The sequence below is a fragment of the Streptomyces sp. NPDC001927 genome, from assembly GCF_053594455.1.
The window spans coordinates 263,429-279,016 of sequence record NZ_JBSFEN010000005.1 but is presented as its reverse complement, the minus strand read 5'-3'; the positions used below and the strand labels follow the sequence as shown (position 1 = coordinate 279,016).

18 protein-coding genes are annotated in these 15,588 nt (G+C 71.6%); 10 read left to right on the top strand and 8 right to left on the bottom strand.

Translation table 11 applies throughout. From position 1 onward, the window contains the following. Positions 1-42: 42 nt before the first annotated feature. The 4 genes from ACWCO8_RS15220 to ACWCO8_RS15205 form a co-directional block, all read right to left on the bottom strand. Positions 43-363 (bottom strand): DUF1508 domain-containing protein, encoded by a 321-nt coding sequence (locus ACWCO8_RS15220; protein WP_451032850.1) that lies wholly within the window; start codon positions 361-363, stop codon positions 43-45. A gap of 291 nt (positions 364-654) precedes the next feature. Further along, entirely contained in the window at positions 655-1,287 is a 633-nt protein-coding gene (locus tag ACWCO8_RS15215) for a PH domain-containing protein (RefSeq protein WP_451032578.1), read from the bottom strand. Between the two features lie 34 nt (positions 1,288-1,321). Beyond that, positions 1,322-1,939, bottom strand: a complete 618-nt coding sequence (locus ACWCO8_RS15210; protein ID WP_451032577.1) for a class F sortase — start codon at positions 1,937-1,939, stop codon at positions 1,322-1,324. Positions 1,940-2,083: 144 nt separating this feature from the next. Beyond that, complete coding sequence (locus ACWCO8_RS15205; protein ID WP_451032576.1) at positions 2,084-3,457, bottom strand: hypothetical protein; 1,374 nt, start codon at positions 3,455-3,457, stop codon at positions 2,084-2,086. Between the two features lie 233 nt (positions 3,458-3,690). On the opposite strand from ACWCO8_RS15205, the gene deoC reads away from it, so the two are divergent. From deoC to ACWCO8_RS15190, 3 genes are read left to right on the top strand one after another with little or no spacing between them, the layout of a single operon-like run. Continuing rightward, positions 3,691-4,647, top strand: coding sequence for a deoxyribose-phosphate aldolase (gene deoC, locus ACWCO8_RS15200; RefSeq protein ID WP_362017458.1), 957 nt, complete (start codon positions 3,691-3,693; stop codon positions 4,645-4,647). Positions 4,648-4,652: 5 nt separating this feature from the next. Then, positions 4,653-6,089 (top strand): aldehyde dehydrogenase family protein, encoded by a 1,437-nt coding sequence (locus ACWCO8_RS15195; protein WP_362017460.1) that lies wholly within the window; start codon positions 4,653-4,655, stop codon positions 6,087-6,089. Continuing rightward, complete coding sequence (locus tag ACWCO8_RS15190) at positions 6,082-6,975, top strand: aldehyde dehydrogenase family protein (RefSeq protein WP_362017462.1); 894 nt, start codon at positions 6,082-6,084, stop codon at positions 6,973-6,975. Before ACWCO8_RS15195 ends, ACWCO8_RS15190 begins: the two co-directional genes overlap by 8 nt. 65 nt (positions 6,976-7,040) lie before the next feature. Here the strand turns inward: ACWCO8_RS15190 and ACWCO8_RS15185 are convergent, their stop codons facing one another. Further along, complete coding sequence (locus tag ACWCO8_RS15185; RefSeq protein ID WP_362017464.1) at positions 7,041-7,427, bottom strand: hypothetical protein; 387 nt, start codon at positions 7,425-7,427, stop codon at positions 7,041-7,043. A gap of 54 nt (positions 7,428-7,481) precedes the next feature. Here ACWCO8_RS15185 and ACWCO8_RS15180 point away from each other — a divergent pair, with 54 nt between their 5' ends. Beyond that, positions 7,482-8,177 (top strand): uridine kinase family protein, encoded by a 696-nt coding sequence (locus tag ACWCO8_RS15180; RefSeq protein WP_362017466.1) that lies wholly within the window; start codon positions 7,482-7,484, stop codon positions 8,175-8,177. A 122-nt stretch (positions 8,178-8,299) separates the two neighbouring features. On the opposite strand, the gene ACWCO8_RS15175 is transcribed toward ACWCO8_RS15180, so the two are convergent. Continuing rightward, complete coding sequence (locus tag ACWCO8_RS15175) at positions 8,300-9,028, bottom strand: SigE family RNA polymerase sigma factor (RefSeq protein ID WP_362017468.1); 729 nt, start codon at positions 9,026-9,028, stop codon at positions 8,300-8,302. Between the two features lie 159 nt (positions 9,029-9,187). Between ACWCO8_RS15175 and afsQ1 the strand changes: the two genes are divergently transcribed. From afsQ1 to ACWCO8_RS15150, 5 genes are all read left to right on the top strand, one after another. Then, positions 9,188-9,865, top strand: a complete 678-nt coding sequence (gene afsQ1 / locus ACWCO8_RS15170; RefSeq protein ID WP_181019089.1) for a two-component system response regulator AfsQ1 — start codon at positions 9,188-9,190, stop codon at positions 9,863-9,865. Then, positions 9,862-11,355 (top strand): HAMP domain-containing sensor histidine kinase, encoded by a 1,494-nt coding sequence (locus tag ACWCO8_RS15165; RefSeq protein ID WP_362017470.1) that lies wholly within the window; start codon positions 9,862-9,864, stop codon positions 11,353-11,355. The genes afsQ1 and ACWCO8_RS15165 overlap by 4 nt, the downstream gene beginning before the upstream one ends. After that, a complete protein-coding gene (locus ACWCO8_RS15160) occupies positions 11,352-11,972 on the top strand; it encodes a hypothetical protein (protein ID WP_362017472.1) in 621 nt (206 codons plus the stop codon). The genes ACWCO8_RS15165 and ACWCO8_RS15160 overlap by 4 nt, the downstream gene beginning before the upstream one ends. A gap of 68 nt (positions 11,973-12,040) precedes the next feature. Further along, positions 12,041-12,628, top strand: a complete 588-nt coding sequence (locus ACWCO8_RS15155) for a VanZ family protein (RefSeq protein ID WP_362017474.1) — start codon at positions 12,041-12,043, stop codon at positions 12,626-12,628. 90 nt (positions 12,629-12,718) lie between these two features. Further along, a complete protein-coding gene (locus ACWCO8_RS15150) occupies positions 12,719-12,919 on the top strand; it encodes a PspC domain-containing protein (RefSeq protein WP_362017476.1) in 201 nt (66 codons plus the stop codon). A gap of 88 nt (positions 12,920-13,007) precedes the next feature. Here the strand turns inward: ACWCO8_RS15150 and ACWCO8_RS15145 are convergent, their stop codons facing one another. Further along, positions 13,008-13,370: a hypothetical protein gene (locus tag ACWCO8_RS15145; protein ID WP_451032575.1), complete on the bottom strand. Its 363-nt coding sequence runs from the start codon at positions 13,368-13,370 to the stop codon at positions 13,008-13,010. Positions 13,371-13,521: 151 nt separating this feature from the next. Continuing rightward, positions 13,522-14,676, bottom strand: a complete 1,155-nt coding sequence (locus ACWCO8_RS15140; RefSeq protein ID WP_362013882.1) for an adenosine deaminase — start codon at positions 14,674-14,676, stop codon at positions 13,522-13,524. Positions 14,677-14,791: 115 nt separating this feature from the next. On the opposite strand from ACWCO8_RS15140, the gene ACWCO8_RS15135 reads away from it, so the two are divergent. After that, positions 14,792-15,568, top strand: a complete 777-nt coding sequence (locus ACWCO8_RS15135) for an alpha/beta hydrolase (protein ID WP_451032574.1) — start codon at positions 14,792-14,794, stop codon at positions 15,566-15,568. Positions 15,569-15,588: the final 20 nt, after the last annotated feature.

The following is a 15,588-nucleotide window of genomic DNA, read 5'->3' as shown; positions in this document are numbered from 1 at the left end:
CGCGGCAAAGTGAACGAGGGGAGTGCGAGGGGCAACTTCCGTTCACAACAGGGAAGTTGAGACCCAATCCGCCCCTTCTTGAACGAGCAGGACGCGAAATCTGTCGTACGCCGACCGGCAGGTCGCGTGTCTCTCGTAGGCCCGTCCGGAGACGGCGACGGTTCTCCCCCGCACGTCTCTGAGCAGCCAGATCCAGCCGTTGCCCTCAGCGGTGTGCTGGACACCTCCGGCCATTCCGCCCTGACCCGCGCAGAGCCGCTCGAAAGCCGCGCGACAGCTCGCGTGATCCGAGAAACACTCCCCTGAACGGGCGATCACGCGACCGTTCTGCGCCACCAGGCGCCAGGTGTACCGCCCGTCCATTCCCATGTCGAACAGACAGCGCTTCCCTGAAATGACCAATGCCCCCACCCCCACAGTCTCGGCAGGAGCAATCTATGGAGACGCTGATGGTAGTTGGGGTCTAAACCAATCGCCGCGTGCACGCTTCACCGGTCGGTTGCCCCCAGGACGCCCCTTGGGCACCCGCTCGGGGTCCAGAAGGGACTCATCGGTACGCGCCCGGAGAGGGACACGAAACCCGACGGAAGTCGACAGGACCGGACAGGCGCGGGGCGCCGGCCGGTGGGACCGGTTCGGGCGGCCCCTGGGGCGTCAGCCGGTGGCGAGCAGGATGATCAGCAGGACGAGCCCCGCCACCGCCGGCGCGATGATCTCGTACGCCCAGCGCACCTGCGGCTCCCCCTGCGCCTCCGGTCGGCTCGCGCAGCGCTCGGCCAGCTCGCGCAGGTCGGCGATGGTCTGGTCGGCCGGGGCGAGCCGGTCCCGGTCGTCCACCCGCGCCTGCACGGACGTGCGGCCGTGCGGGTCGTCCTGCGACGCACGCGCCTGCTGCCGGGCCGCGCGCTTGCGCTGCCGCAGCGAGACGGGCACGGCCCAGAGCTGGAAGGTGCCCCCGTCCTGCGTGAGAGCCTCGCTGGAGTACCCGGCCCGGACGTCGGCGACCGAGGCCCAGGGCAGCGTGATGTAGCGGAAGGGGTTACGGATCCGCAGCCGCTCCTCGTTGGCGTACACCGCCGGGCGGATCGTGAACGCCACCACGAGCGGCACCACGAGCAGCAGACTCGCGAGCGCGAGCCACGGCGTGCGCCCCGTGCCCCGGACCATGGCGTCGACGCAGAACCACGTGGTCAGCCCGATCAGCAGGACCCCGCCCGCGATCCCGAGGGGCGAACGGAAGACACGGTCGGCGAAGGCCGGCTCGGCGGGCGGCTGGGGGCTCGTCATGATGCCGATTCTGCCTCAGCCCCCGCCGCTCGGCTCAGGCGGCTCGGGTGACCAGATCGGCGTAGAGAATGATGTTGTCGGGGCGGTGCCCGTCGACCAGCTCGCCGCCGCAGGTGATGAGCCGCAACTCGGGCCGGGTGGTGTCCCCGTACACCTTCTTGGTCGGGAAGGTCTTCTTGTCGACCTGCTCCAGCTCGCGCACGCGGAAGACGGCGTCGGTGCCGTCGGCGCGGGTGACGGTGATCTCGTCGCCGACGCGGACCTTCGCGACGTTCTTGAGCACGGCGGGGCCGCGGGCGGTGTCGAAGTGCCCGATGAGGATCGCGGGGCCGGTCTGGCCCGGGGTGACGCCCTTGTCGTACCACCCGATGCGCTCGGCGTCGGCCTCGGACGGAACCTCGACGGTCCCGTCACCGGCGAGCCCGAGCTCGAGCACCGGCCCGGTGTCGACCCCGGCGGCCGGCACCCGCACCCGTACGGGCTTGGAGCGCGCCATCGGGGCGGCGGACGCGGTGGGCGCGGGCGAGGCGGCCTCCACGACCTTCGCGGGCGGCGCGATGGCGGCGGGCGCGGACGCGCCACCGCCACACCCGGTGAGGGCGGTCAGGGCGGCGAGGACGAGCAGGGCGGACGCGGTACGGCGGCGGTTCACGGGGCGGCTCCGGGCGGCGATGCGACCGGCCGCCGCACGGAGTGTGCGACGGCCGGCCCGGGGTGGGGTGTTGCTCCTGCTCGGGTCAAGGGGCAGGGGGTGGAACGTGCCCTCGGGTCGAGGGCAGGGGTGGGACGAGCGCGGTCAGCCGCGGGCGGCGGCCCGGCGGCGCAGGACGGTGAAGCCGAGACCGGCCGCGACGACGGAGGCCGCGCCCAGGCCGGAGGCGAGCAGCGCCGTGTCGTTGGCGCCCTCGATCTCGGCACCGGCGGCGACGCCGCCCTGCGGGACGACGGTGGTCTGCCCGGAGGTGCTACCGGCGGACGTGCCCGGAGCGGGCGTGGTCGGCTTCGTCTCGGGGGTGCCCGCGGCGCAGCCCTTCGGCAGATCGGGGAAGTTCAGGGTGAAGAGCGCCTCGGGCTCGCTGGTGCGCATCTGCACGAACGGCTTCTTCGCGCCGGGCATGGTCGACAGCCACACACCGTCGGCGAGGGCGGTCGACTTCGTGAGGGTCAGGGTCGCCAGCACCTTGCCCGCGTCGTCGTGGTGGATCCGGGCGAGCGGGCCCGAGGGGCTGTTGACGAGCTCCAGGCTCAGCTCGTCGAAGGCGGAGCCGCTGTTCCGGGTGACGGTGCAGCCCTTGGTGGTGTCGGAGTAGTCGGTGCCGAGGTTCCGGTTGAGCCAGGAGCCCACCTGACCCTTGTTGTCGAGGGTCACCCACATCTCGCCGAACTGCTGGCCCTTCTCCGCCTTGCCGCCGGGGCCACCGGCGGTGATGCTGCCGCGGGGCTTGCCGGCGGCGGTCTTCAGCTCCAGCGTGTAGTGGCCCTTGGCGTGGCGCCACAGGTCGCCCACCGTGCCGTCGGCGAGCTTGCGGGTGCCGATCTTGTCACCGACGGGGGTCTCCGGACCCTGGCCACCGCCCGTGCCCACCGGGGCAGGGGCCGCCTGGACCTTGGAGCCGGGGATGTACGCGGCGAATCCGCCGTCCTGCTCAAGGACGACCACGGCCTTGCCGTACGTCCAGACCTGGCGCGATCCGTTCAGGTACGTGAAGCCACGGCCCTTGCCGTTCTCGATCACCTGGAGTCCGTACCGGCCGTCCTTCTTGGCGAGTTCGAGGACGGTGCCGTCGGCGAGCTTGTAGACGCCCGGCTGCGCGCCGGGGACGTAGTTCCGCTCCCAGGACAGCGTGCGGCCGTCCTCGAAGAGGACGAAGAAGGCGCCGTTGTCGTTCCCGGCGACCGGGCGGGTGTTGGCGTCGAGCACACCGACGGGCTTGCCGTCGAAGAAGAGCTCGGCGCGGTGGTTGAGGGCGTTGACCTTGTAGATCTTGGCGATGGTGCCGTCGCGGAGGGTCTCCGTACGAACGAGAGTGCCGGGGGCGTCAGCCGTCTTCCCGGCGCCGGCGGCCGGCTTGGCGTCGGCGGCGAAGGCCGTTCCCGCGGTCAGGGCCGGGGTGACGGCGACGCCGGCGAGGAGGGCGGTGGCGACGGCGGTGCGAAGGGCGGTGCGCATAACGACTCCTGTGGATGAGATACAGGTCGGATGAGGAAGAGCCGCATGCCGCTGACATCTCGTTCGGTCGGGGCCGGTGAGTTCTGGCTGGCTGCTGAGAAAGAATCTAATGATCTTGTATGAGGGAGCTGTCCGTTCCGTGTCACAGGAGCGTGACGGCCGTCACGAATCCCGTTCCGGAAACACGGGGCTGTACAGGCCGCTACGCGCGTAGATATGCTCGACTGGTGACCATGCCCACCACTGCATCCGCAGCTTCCGCTTTCGCCGACGCGACCGCGTCCGACGGCGCGCTGCGCCGCTTCCTCCACGGGCTGCCCGGCGTCGACGCCGTCGGCCTGGAGGCGCGCGCCGCGTCCCTCGGCACCCGATCGATCAAGACCACGGCCAAGGCCTACGCCATTGACCTGGCCATTTCCATGATCGACCTGACGACGCTCGAAGGCGCGGACACCCCGGGCAAGGTCCGGGCGCTCGCCGCCAAGGCCGTCAATCCCGATCCGACCGACCGTACGACCCCGTCGACCGCCGCGGTCTGCGTCTACCCCGACATGGTGGCCACCGCCAAGGCCGCCCTGAAGGGCTCCGACGTCAAGGTCGCCTCCGTCGCCACCGCCTTCCCGGCCGGCCGCGCCGCGCTCGACGTCAAGCTCGCGGACACCCGCGACGCCGTCGCCGCCGGGGCCGACGAGATCGACATGGTCATCGACCGCGGCGCCTTCCTCGCGGGCAAGTACCTGAAGGTCTACGAGGAGATCAGGGCCGTCAAGGAGGCCTCGGGCGCCGCGCGCCTGAAGGTCATCTTCGAGACCGGCGAGCTCTCCACGTACGACAACATCCGCCGCGCCTCCTGGCTCGGCATGATGGCGGGCGCCGACTTCATCAAGACCTCGACCGGCAAGGTCGCGGTCAACGCCACCCCGGCCAACACGCTCCTGATGCTGGAGGCGGTCCGCGACTTCCGCGCGCAGACCGGCGTCCAGATCGGCGTGAAGCCGGCCGGCGGCATCCGCAACACCAAGGAAGCCATCAAGTTCCTGGTCCTGGTCAACGAGACCGTCGGCGAGGACTGGCTGGACAACCACTGGTTCCGCTTCGGTGCCTCCAGCCTGCTCAACGACCTGCTCATGCAGCGTCAGAAGCTGGCGACCGGCCGCTACTCCGGCCCCGATTACGTGACGGTGGACTGATCATCATGGCATCTGCATTCGAGTACGCACCGGCGCCCGAGTCCCGGTCCGTCGTCGACATCGCCCCCTCCTACGGCCTGTTCATCGACGGCGAGTTCGTCGACGCGGCCGACGGCAAGGTCTTCAAGACCGTCTCCCCCTCCTCCGAGGAGGTCCTCTCCGAGGTCGCCCAGGCGGGCACCGAGGACGTCGACCGTGCGGTGAAGGCGGCCCGCAAGGCCTTCGAGAAGTGGTCCGCGCTGCCCGGCGCCGAGCGCGCCAAGTACCTCTTCCGGATCGCCCGGATCATCCAGGAGCGCAGCCGCGAGCTGGCCGTCCTGGAGACCCTGGACAACGGCAAGCCGATCAAGGAGACCCGCGACGCGGACCTCCCGCTGGTCGCCGCGCACTTCTTCTACTACGCGGGCTGGGCCGACAAGCTCGACCACGCGGGCTACGGCGCGAACCCGCGCCCGCTGGGCGTGGCCGGCCAGGTCATCCCCTGGAACTTCCCCCTCCTGATGCTGGCGTGGAAGATCGCCCCGGCGCTCGCGACGGGCAACACGGTCGTCCTGAAGCCGGCCGAGACCACCCCGCTGACCGCGCTGTTCTTCGCGGACATCTGCCGCCAGGCGGGTCTGCCCAAGGGCGTCGTCAACATCCTTCCCGGTTACGGGGAGACGGGTGCGGCGCTCGTCGAGCACCCGGACGTCAACAAGGTCGCGTTCACCGGCTCCACCGCGGTCGGCAAGGCCATCGCGCGCTCCATCGCCGGTACGGACAAGAAGGTCACCCTGGAGCTGGGCGGCAAGGGCGCGAACATCGTCTTCGACGACGCCCCCATCGACCAGGCCGTCGAGGGCATCGTCAACGGCATCTTCTTCAACCAGGGCCAGGTCTGCTGCGCGGGCTCCCGCCTGCTGGTCCAGGAGTCGATCCAGGACGAGCTGCTCGACTCCCTGAAGCGCCGCCTGTCCACCCTCCGCCTGGGCGACCCGCTGGACAAGAACACGGACATCGGCGCCATCAACTCCTCGGAGCAGCTGGCCCGCATCACCTCGCTGGTCGAGCGGGGCGAGGCGGAGGGCGCCGAGCGCTGGACGGCGGCCTGCGAGATCCCGTCCGCCGGCTACTGGTTCGCCCCGACGCTCTTCACCGGCGTCACGCAGGCGCACACCATCGCCCGCGACGAGATCTTCGGCCCGGTCCTGTCCGTGCTGTCGTTCCGTACGCCGGACGAGGCGGTCGCCAAGGCCAACAACAGCCAGTACGGCCTGTCGGCGGGCATCTGGACGGAGAAGGGCAGCCGCATCCTCGCGGTCGCCAACAAGCTCCGGGCGGGCGTCGTCTGGGCCAACACGTTCAACAAGTTCGACCCGACCTCGCCCTTCGGCGGCTACAAGGAGTCGGGCTTCGGCCGCGAGGGTGGCCGTCATGGTCTGGAGGCCTACCTCGATGTCTGAGCAGCAGACGCGCCTGAACGTCTTCAAGACCTACAAGCTGTACGTCGGGGGCAAGTTCCCCCGCTCCGAGAGCGGCCGGGTGTACGAGGTGACGGACTCCAAGGGCAACTGGCTGGCGAACGTGCCGCTCTCCTCCCGCAAGGACGCCCGTGACGCGGTCGTCGCCGCCCGCAAGGCGTTCGGCGGCTGGTCGGGCGCGACGGCCTACAACCGGGGCCAGATCCTCTACCGCATCGCCGAGATGCTGGAGGGCCGCCGGGACCAGTTCGTCCGCGAGGTCGCGGACGCGGAGGGCCTGTCGAAGTCCAAGGCGGCGGCGGTCGTCGACGCGGCCATCGACCGCTGGGTCTGGTACGCGGGCTGGACGGACAAGATCGCCCAGATCGTGGGCGGCGCCAACCCGGTCGCCGGCCCGTACTTCAACCTGTCGACCCCGGAGCCGACCGGCGTCGTCACCGTGATCGCGCCCCAGGACTCCTCGTTCCTGGGCCTGGTCTCCGTCATCGCCCCGGTCATCGCCACGGGCAACACGGCGGTCGTGGTCGCGAGCGAGAAGTCCCCGCTCCCCGCGCTCTCCCTGGGCGAGGTGCTCGCCACCTCGGACCTGCCGGGCGGCGTGGTCAACATCCTCTCCGGCAAGGCCGCGGAGATGGGCCCGCACCTGGCGGCCCACCAGGACGTCAACGCGATCGACCTGACGGGCGCGGACGCCGACCTGGCCCGTGAGCTGGAGATCGCGGCCGCGGACAACCTCAAGCGCGTCCTGCGCCCCCGCGCCGTGGACTTCACGGCCTCCCCGGGCACGGACCGCCTGACGGCCTTCCTGGAGACGAAGACGGTCTGGCACCCCACGGGCAGCCTGGGCGCGAGCGGCTCCTCGTACTAGCGGCACGGAGAAACGGCCCCCAGGCGTGCGCCCGGGGGCCGTTTCCCATGCCCGCCGACGTCCCGCTACGCCTTCGGCAGCAGCCCCGTCACCTCGCCGACCAGCGGCAGGTCGTCCAGGCCCCCGCCCTTCGTGACGTGGTCCGTCACCAGGTTCGTGCCCACCGGCTTGAAGTCGGCGACCTGGGTGCCGAGCCCGTTGTCGAGCGGGTCGACCCCGGTGTTCGCCAGCGGGTCCAGCTGGAGGTTGGTCAGCGGGCCCACGGCGTGCCCGGTGGCCCCGAGGGCCGACGCGGCGTCGCTGCCGACGAGCGAGTCGACCGGCAGCGGCAGCGGGGCCGCCTGGGCGGCTCCCCCGAGGCCGAGCACGGCCGCCCCGGCCGCCGTCGCGGTCAGCCCGGCCCTCAGCAGGGCGCCGCGGCGGGCGCTCCTGGATTCCTTGTGACGCGCCATGAGAGTCCTTCGACGTTGGGTGATGACAGGGACACCGAGCGTAGTTGAGGTGTGATGCTCGATACCAACCCCCCTCCTCGGGGGTCCCCTGCGCGGGGGAATGGTTCACACTGGTGTCCCGTGAGTTCCCAACCGATCCCGACTCGTGTCGTCCTGCTCGCGGGCCCCTCAGGCTCCGGCAAGTCGTCCCTCGCCGCCACCACCGGCCTCCCGGTCCTGCGCCTCGACGACTTCTACAAGGAGGGCGACGACCCGACGCTCCCGCTGGTCGCGGACAGCCTCGACATCGACTGGGACTCCCCACGCTCCTGGGACGCGGACGCGGCCGTCGCCGCGATCGTGGACCTGTGCCGTTCGGGCCGTACGGACGTGCCCGTCTACTCCCTCGCCAGCAGCTCGCGCGTCGACCGGGAGGCCCTCGACATCGGCCGCACCCCGCTCTTCGTGGCGGAAGGGATCTTCGCGGCGGAGATCGTGGAGCGCTGCCAGGAGCTCGGCGTCCTCGCCGACGCGCTGTGCCTGCGCGGCCGCCCCTCGACGACGTTCCGCCGCCGGCTCCTGCGCGACCTCAAGGAGGGCCGCAAGTCGGTCCCGTTCCTGCTCCGCCGCGGCTGGCGCCTGATGCGCTCGGAGCGCTCCATCGTGGCCCGCCAGACCGAACTGGGCGCCCACCCCTGCGCGAAGCAGGAGGCCCTGGGCCGCCTGGCCGCCGCCGCGGCGGGCCGCCACCGCACTCCCGCGGCGCGATAAGCGCGACGCCGCCGAACAGAACGACGCGGGCGGTACAAGCTCCCCCGGCTTGTACCGCCCGCGCCTTTTCCCCCGTACCCCCGTACGTCCCCCCGTTGTTCCCCCGTGTTCCCCCCGTACCTTCAGGCCACCAGCTCGCCGAAGGACTCCTCCTCGTCACGGCCGAAGCTCAGCACCTCGTCCTCGCGCAGCCTTCGCAGCGAGCGCCAGATGCTCGACTTCACCGTGCCGACACTGATGTCCAGGATCTCCGCGATCTCCGGATCCGTACGGCCCTCGTAGTAGCGCAGCACCAGCATGGTGCGCTGGAGCTCGGGCAGCCGGGCCAGGGCCTGCCACAGGACCGCGCGCAGCTCCGTGCCGCGCATCGCGTCCGTGTCGCCCGCCGTCTCCGGCAGCTCCTCCGTCGGGTACTCGTTGAGCTTCCGCCGGCGCCACGCGCTGATGTGCAGGTTCGTCATGGTGCGGCGCAGATAGCCGCCGACCGCCGCCTTGTCGCTGATCCGGTCCCAGGCCCGGTACGTCGAGAACAGCGCGCTCTGCAGCAGGTCCTCGGCCTCGAACCGGTCACCGGTCAGGTGGTAGGCGGTGGCGTACAGGGAGGCACGACGCTCGGCGACGTAGGCGGTGAACTCCGCCTCGGACGCCGACTGCCGCTCCCCCTTGACCTCCCCGTACGCCGCTCCCCCGTCAGCCACGGCGACCATGTACGGCGCCTTGTGCTGACGCCCGGCGCCGCGAACGCACCCCCGTCCGTTCACACCGCCGGACTTCTCCGTCCCGCCCCGCACGACGACATCGTGGAGACGCGTGACCACTGCGCTCGTGGTGGTGCTGTGCAGTGCGTTCATCTCGCGCCCCCCGTCGGTTGGAGTCTGTTCGGTCCGTGTGCCAAGAACTCTGCCCGGGCACTTTCATCGGGGTGTCCGCCGACTGTCACAGCCGTGTCACAGGGGCGGGTCCTGCCGCACAGTCGAACTCCGGTGGCCGCATGGGACAGAATGACGTCCGTGCCTTTCCTGTTGCTGATCGAGGACGACGACGCCATCCGCACGGCCCTCGAACTCTCCCTGTCACGCCAGGGCCACCGAGTGGCCACCGCGGCGACGGGAGAGGACGGCCTGAAGCTGCTCAAGGAGCAGCGTCCGGACCTGGTCGTACTGGACGTCATGCTGCCCGGCATCGACGGCTTCGAGGTGTGCCGGCGCATCCGGCGCACCGACCAGCTGCCGATCATCCTGCTCACCGCGCGCAGTGACGACATCGACGTCGTCGTCGGCCTGGAGTCCGGCGCCGACGACTACGTGGTCAAGCCGGTCCAGGGGCGGGTGCTCGACGCCCGGATCCGGGCCGTACTGCGGCGCGGCGAACGGGAGTCGACCGACTCGGCGACGTTCGGTTCGCTGGTCATCGACCGTTCGGCGATGACGGTGACGAAGAACGGGGAGGACCTGCAGCTCACGCCGACCGAGCTGCGGCTGCTCCTGGAGCTGAGCCGGCGGCCCGGACAGGCCCTGTCGCGCCAGCAGTTGCTGCGCCTGGTGTGGGAGCACGACTACCTCGGCGACTCGCGGCTCGTGGACGCCTGTGTCCAGCGGCTGCGCGCCAAGGTGGAGGACGTGCCGTCCTCGCCGACCCTGATCCGTACCGTCCGGGGTGTGGGCTACCGGCTGGACGTCCCTGCGTGAGAAAAGCGATATTCGCCGGGCTCCGCTTCACCAGCCTCCGGCTGCGGCTCGTCGTCGTCTTCGCGCTCGTCGCGCTCACGGCCGCGGTGTCCGCGTCCGGGATCGCGTACTGGCTGAACCGCGAGGCGGTGCTCACGCGGACGCAGGACGGCGCGCTGAACGACTTCCGGCAGGAGATGCAGAACCGGGCGGCGACGCTGCCGCTGCGTCCCACCGAGGACGATCTGCGGCGCACCGCCGACCAGATGGCGAGCGGCAGCGCCGGGTACAGCGTGCTGCTGCTCGGGGAGCGGGACGCGGGCAAGCCGATCATCGGGGCCTCGAACCCGGACACGTTCACGCTGGCCGACGTGCCGGAGTCGCTGCGGGTCGCGGTGGACACGGCGCGGCCCGCGACGGACGGCGAGACCAGCCCGTACCACCTGTTCTGGCAGCGGACGCAGCGCGGGAAGACGCCGTACCTGGTCGGCGGTACGCGGATCACCGGCGGCGGGCCGACCGGCTACATGTTCAAGTCCCTGGAGGCCGAGCGGGCCGATCTGAACTCGCTCGCCTGGTCGTTGGGGATCGCGACGGCGCTCGCGCTCGTCGGCTCCGCGCTGCTCGCGCAGGCGGCGGCCACGACCGTGCTGCGGCCCGTGCACCGGCTCGGCGAGGCGGCGCGGAAGCTGGGCGAGGGCGAGCTGGACACCCGGCTGCGGGTCTCCGGCACGGACGAACTGGCGGATCTGTCCCGTACGTTCAACAGCGCGGCCGAGTCCTTGCAGAAGAAGGTCGCGGACATGAGCGCGCGGGAGGAGTCCAGCCGGCGGTTCGTCGCGGACATGTCCCACGAGCTGCGCACCCCGCTGACGGCACTGACGGCCGTCACGGAGGTCCTGGAGGACGAGCAGGACGACCTCGACCCGATGATCGCGCCGGCCGTGGCGCTCGTGGTGAGCGAGACGCGTCGGCTGAACGACCTGGTGGAGAACCTGATGGAGGTGACCCGTTTCGACGCGGGCACCGCCCGGCTCGTCCTGGACGTCGTCGATGTCGCCGACCAGGTCACCGCCTGCATCGACGCCCGCGCCTGGCTGGACGCCGTGGACCTGGACGCCGAGCGCGGGATCATGGCGCGGCTCGACCCGCGCCGGCTCGACGTGATCCTGGCGAACCTCATCGGCAACGCGCTCAAGCACGGCGGTTCGCCGGTGCGGGTGTCGGTGCGGACGGAGGACGGCGAGCTGGTCATCGCGGTACGGGACCACGGCCCGGGCATCCCGGAGGAGGTCCTGCCGCATGTCTTCGACCGCTTCTACAAGGCGAGCGCGTCCCGGCCCCGGTCGGAGGGCAGCGGTCTCGGTCTGTCGATCGCCATGGAGAACGCGCTGATCCACGGCGGTTCGATCACCGCCGCGAACTCGCCGGACGGTGACGGCGCGGTGTTCGTGCTGCGGCTTCCGCAGGACGACGAGCAGGACGAGCAGGACGAGGTGGAGGAGCGTTGAGCCGCCGCAGGGCAGTCCGTACGGGAATGGTGGCGGCGGCCGTGGCCGTGGCCGCGCTCGCCTCCGGGTGCGGGATCAGGACGACGTCGGTGCCCGTGGACGCAGGTCCAGGACCCTCGCGGGTGCCGTGCAGCGTCACGGGCGACGAGATCGCCCCGCAGTCGACCGGGCTCCCGGTCCGTGTCTACCTGATGTGCGGCTCGCAGCTGGAGGCGGTGGACCGGCGCTCGCCGCTGCCGGAGGAGAAGGCGGGCGGGAACCCGGTGGCCACCGCGTCGGCGCTGCTCGCGCAGCTGCTGAGCGAGCCCTCGGAGAGCGAGCGGGAGGCCGGGTTCTCCACGGCGGTCAAGGGGCCGCTCGTCGTCACCGGCGGGCAGCCGGGCGACCCGGCGGACACGCTGCGGCTCAGCCGGCAGCCGGAGGACCTGACGCCGACGGCGCTGTCGCAGATCATCTGCACCTTCGCGCACAGCTCGGCGGGCGCGGGCGCGGAGAGCGTGGTCCTGGGCGGCCCCGGCCGGTACGCCCCGCGCCGGTACGCCTGCACGACGGAACTGCGCGAGCGCCCGGAGTCGGCGGCCCCGACCCTGGGCCTGCCGAGCCCGTCGGCGTCCTGACCGCCACCCGGGTGGTTCTTCCGTACCGCGGCGGAACCGATTCCGGGACGGGGCGCGTCTTGGGGGGCGTGCAGCGTCAAGGTTCGGGCGGCAGCGCCGCCGTGGTCGTACGCGTGGTGGGGTTCACTCTCCTCCTCGCGCATCTGCTGCTCGTCGCCTGGGTGACACTCCGCCCACGCGACGTGGCCTGGGTGACCGCGCCGAACCTGACCCCACTCGCCGGGATCCGCGCGGACCTCGCGCTCGGCCCGGCCGAGGCGGTCCGGCGGATCGGCGAGGGTCTGCTGCTCCTGGCCCCGCTGGGGGTCCTGCTCCCGATGGCCGACGGCCGGCTCCGGGTCTCGCCCTGGGCCTCCCTGGCCCGTACGGTCGCGGCCGGGGCGCTCGTGTCGCTCGCCGTGGAGCTGCTGCAGACCGCGGTGCCCGGGCAGGTCGTGGACGTGGACTCGCTGCTCCTGAACACCGCCGGGGTGGCGCTCGCGCATCTCCTTGTGGTCCCCGCCGGGCGGGCGCGGCTGCGCCGGGGGCGGGGCCGGGACGGGAGCACGCGCGGGTCCTCCTCGCGGGGCAGGCCGGGCCGGGGTTCGGCCCTCCTGCGGGACGAGGGTTCTCAGGGGCATACCCCGACGATTCCCAGGGTCGGGATCGCCCCGTAGACCGACGCTTTGTCCCCCTGTGCGGAGCGACCATGGAGTCATCGGAAGCCCGACGGAGCGGCTTTCGGAAGCCTCCCGAAGGAGCCCACCATGGCCGCACTTGTCCGCCCCCGTGACGGACGCATGATCGGCGGAGTGTGCGCAGCGCTGGCACGGCGCTTCGGCACCTCGGCCACCACCATGCGGGTCATCTTCCTCGTCTCGTGCCTGCTGCCCGGGCCGCAGTTCCTGCTGTACCTGGCGCTCTGGCTGCTGCTCCCGGCGGAGAAGTCGGCGAGCACCGCCTGGTAGCGGGAGCGGGACGCGAGGACGTACGTACGCCGATGGGGCGCTCACCCGGTCCGGGTGAGCGCCCCATCGGCGTACGGGTGCGGCGTGATCAGCCGATCGGGAGGCCGCCGACCGGCAGGCCGCCGAGGAGGCCGCCGACCGGGCCGAGCGGGGTGTTGGCGAGCGCGCCGGTGGCGTTGTCGAGCGGGGCGTGCTCCAGCGCCTGGCCGGCGGCGGCCGGGACGGCCTTGGCGCCCTGGTCGACGGCGGCCTGGCCGCCGAGGAGGGACTCGGTGGCGCCCTCGGGGAGCTCGGTGAGGCCGTCACCCAGCGGCACGACCGAGGTGACCGTGTTGAGCGCGTCGGGGGCGGCGGGCAGCGCCGGGGCGGCGGTGGCCGTGCCCGCGGCGGCGGCGGCGAAAGCGGCACCGAGGGCGGCGACACCGAGCGTCTTGGCGGCAGACTGCTTCATCAGAGAATCATCCTTGAGGATTTCGGGGAGGAAATTCGGGGAATGCAGAGCGGCTTTGCAACTTAGCCACCGGATGACACTCCCGCAAACACCGAAAGGCGGCCGGTCACCTGCTCCCCGGCCGCCTTTCGGTCGCTCCCCAAGCCCTCGCTCAGCCGGACTTCCCGGCAGACTCACTGGTCGTGGCGGTCTGCTGGAACAGCCATTCGGACTTCAGCTCGGCATATCCGGGCTTGATGACGTCATTGATCATGGCGAGACGTTCATCGAAAGGAATGAACGCTGATTTCATCGCATTGACGGTGAACCACGCCATGTCGTCGAGCGTGTAGTCGAATGCCTCGATCAGCAGCTCGAATTCCCGGCTCATGCTCGTACCACTCATCAAGCGGTTGTCGGTATTCACGGTGGTACGGAAGTGCAGCCGGCGGAGCAGGCCGATCGGGTGCTCGGCGATGGAGTCCGCGGCGCCGGTCTGGAGGTTGGAGGTCGGGCACATCTCCAGCGGGATGCGCTTGTCGCGCACGTACGCGGCGAGCCGGCCGAGCTTGACCGAGCCGTCGTCGGCGACCTCGATGTCGTCGATGATGCGGACGCCGTGGCCCAGGCGGTCGGCGCCGCACCACTGGAGGGCCTGCCAGATCGACGGCAGGCCGAAGGCCTCGCCGGCGTGGATCGTGAAGTGGTTGTTCTCCCGCTTGAGGTACTCGAAGGCGTCGAGGTGGCGGGTGGGCGGGTAACCGGCCTCGGCGCCCGCGATGTCGAAGCCGACGACGCCGGAGTCGCGGTAGCGGTTGGCGAGTTCGGCGATCTCCAGGGCGCGGGCGGCGTGCCGCATGGCGGTCAGCAGGGCGCCCACGCGGATGCGGTGGCCGTTCGCCCTCGCCTGCCGCTCGCCCTCGCGGAAGCCCTCGTTGACGGCCTCGACGACCTCCTCCAGGGTGAGCCCGGCCTCCAGGTGCTGCTCGGGGGCGTAGCGCACCTCGGCGTAGACGACGCCGTCCTCGGCGAGGTCCACCGCGCACTCGGCGGCGACGCGCACGAGGGCCTCGCGGGTCTGCATGACGGCGCAGGTGTGCGCGAAGGTCTCCAGATACCGCTCGAGGGAGCCCGAGTCGGCGGCCTCGCGGAACCAGATGCCGAGCTTGTCGGGCTCGGTCTCGGGGAGGTTGTCGTAGCCCTGGGCGAGGGCGAGTTCGATGATCGTGCCGGGGCGCAGGCCGCCGTCGAGGTGGTCGTGGAGGAGCACCTTCGGGGCACGGCGGATCTGGTCCGCGGTGGGGAGGCTGTGGGTAGGGCTCGTCATTGCGGCACTCTAGCCCCTACGCGCGTAGAGGCCCCCTCCTCAACTCGCTTGTCGATACGTAACAGTGACCGCGCGTACGGATGGCGTACACCTCGCCTTCTGAGACTGTTCTGCCATGGCGCACTCCGCACTCGTAGGGACCGCAGGGAGCCGGACACCCCGGCTGGGACGGCCCGTCGGCGCATCGCACCCCGGTACGGCGGTGGGCGGTGTGGTCCTGCTCCTCCCGGACGGGGAGGTCGCGTCCGCGCGCGGCGCCTCGGTCAGGGCGCACGCGGCGCTGCTGCCGCTGGGCCGACAGCTCGTCAGGGCGGGCCGCGGGGAGGGCCTGGTGGCGCACGTGGTGCGGTACCGGGGGCGCGGCTGGAATGGTACGGACGCGGCGCTGGCGGCGGACGCGTCGTGGGCGGTGGCGGAGGCGGTACGGCGGTACGGCGACGTCCCGGTCTGCCTGGCCGGCCACGGGATGGGCGCGCGGGCGGCGTTGCGGGCGGCGGGGCATGCGGCGGTCGACGCGGTGCTCGGGCTCGCGCCGTGGCTGCCGGAGGACGACGTGGCGGCGGAGCCGGAGCCGGTACGGCAGTTGGTGGGCCGCCGGGTCCTGCTGGTGCACGGCACGAACGACGCCCGTACGGACCCGGAGTTGTCGTACCGCCTTGCGGTACGGGCGAAGAAGGCGAACCGCGACACGTGCCGCTTCGAGGTCCACTCGGACGGCCACGCGCTGCGCCAGTACCACGAGGAGGTCCGCGCCCTGGCCACGGACTTCGTCCTGGGCACCCTCTTCGCCCACCCGTACTCGCGCCCCTTGGCCGACGCACTGGCGGCTCCGCCGCCGTTGGGTTTGAGGATGCCCTTGGCAGCGGGCTTCGGCGGGACGGGGCGGCGGTAGGGGCTGCCCACCCCCGGGCG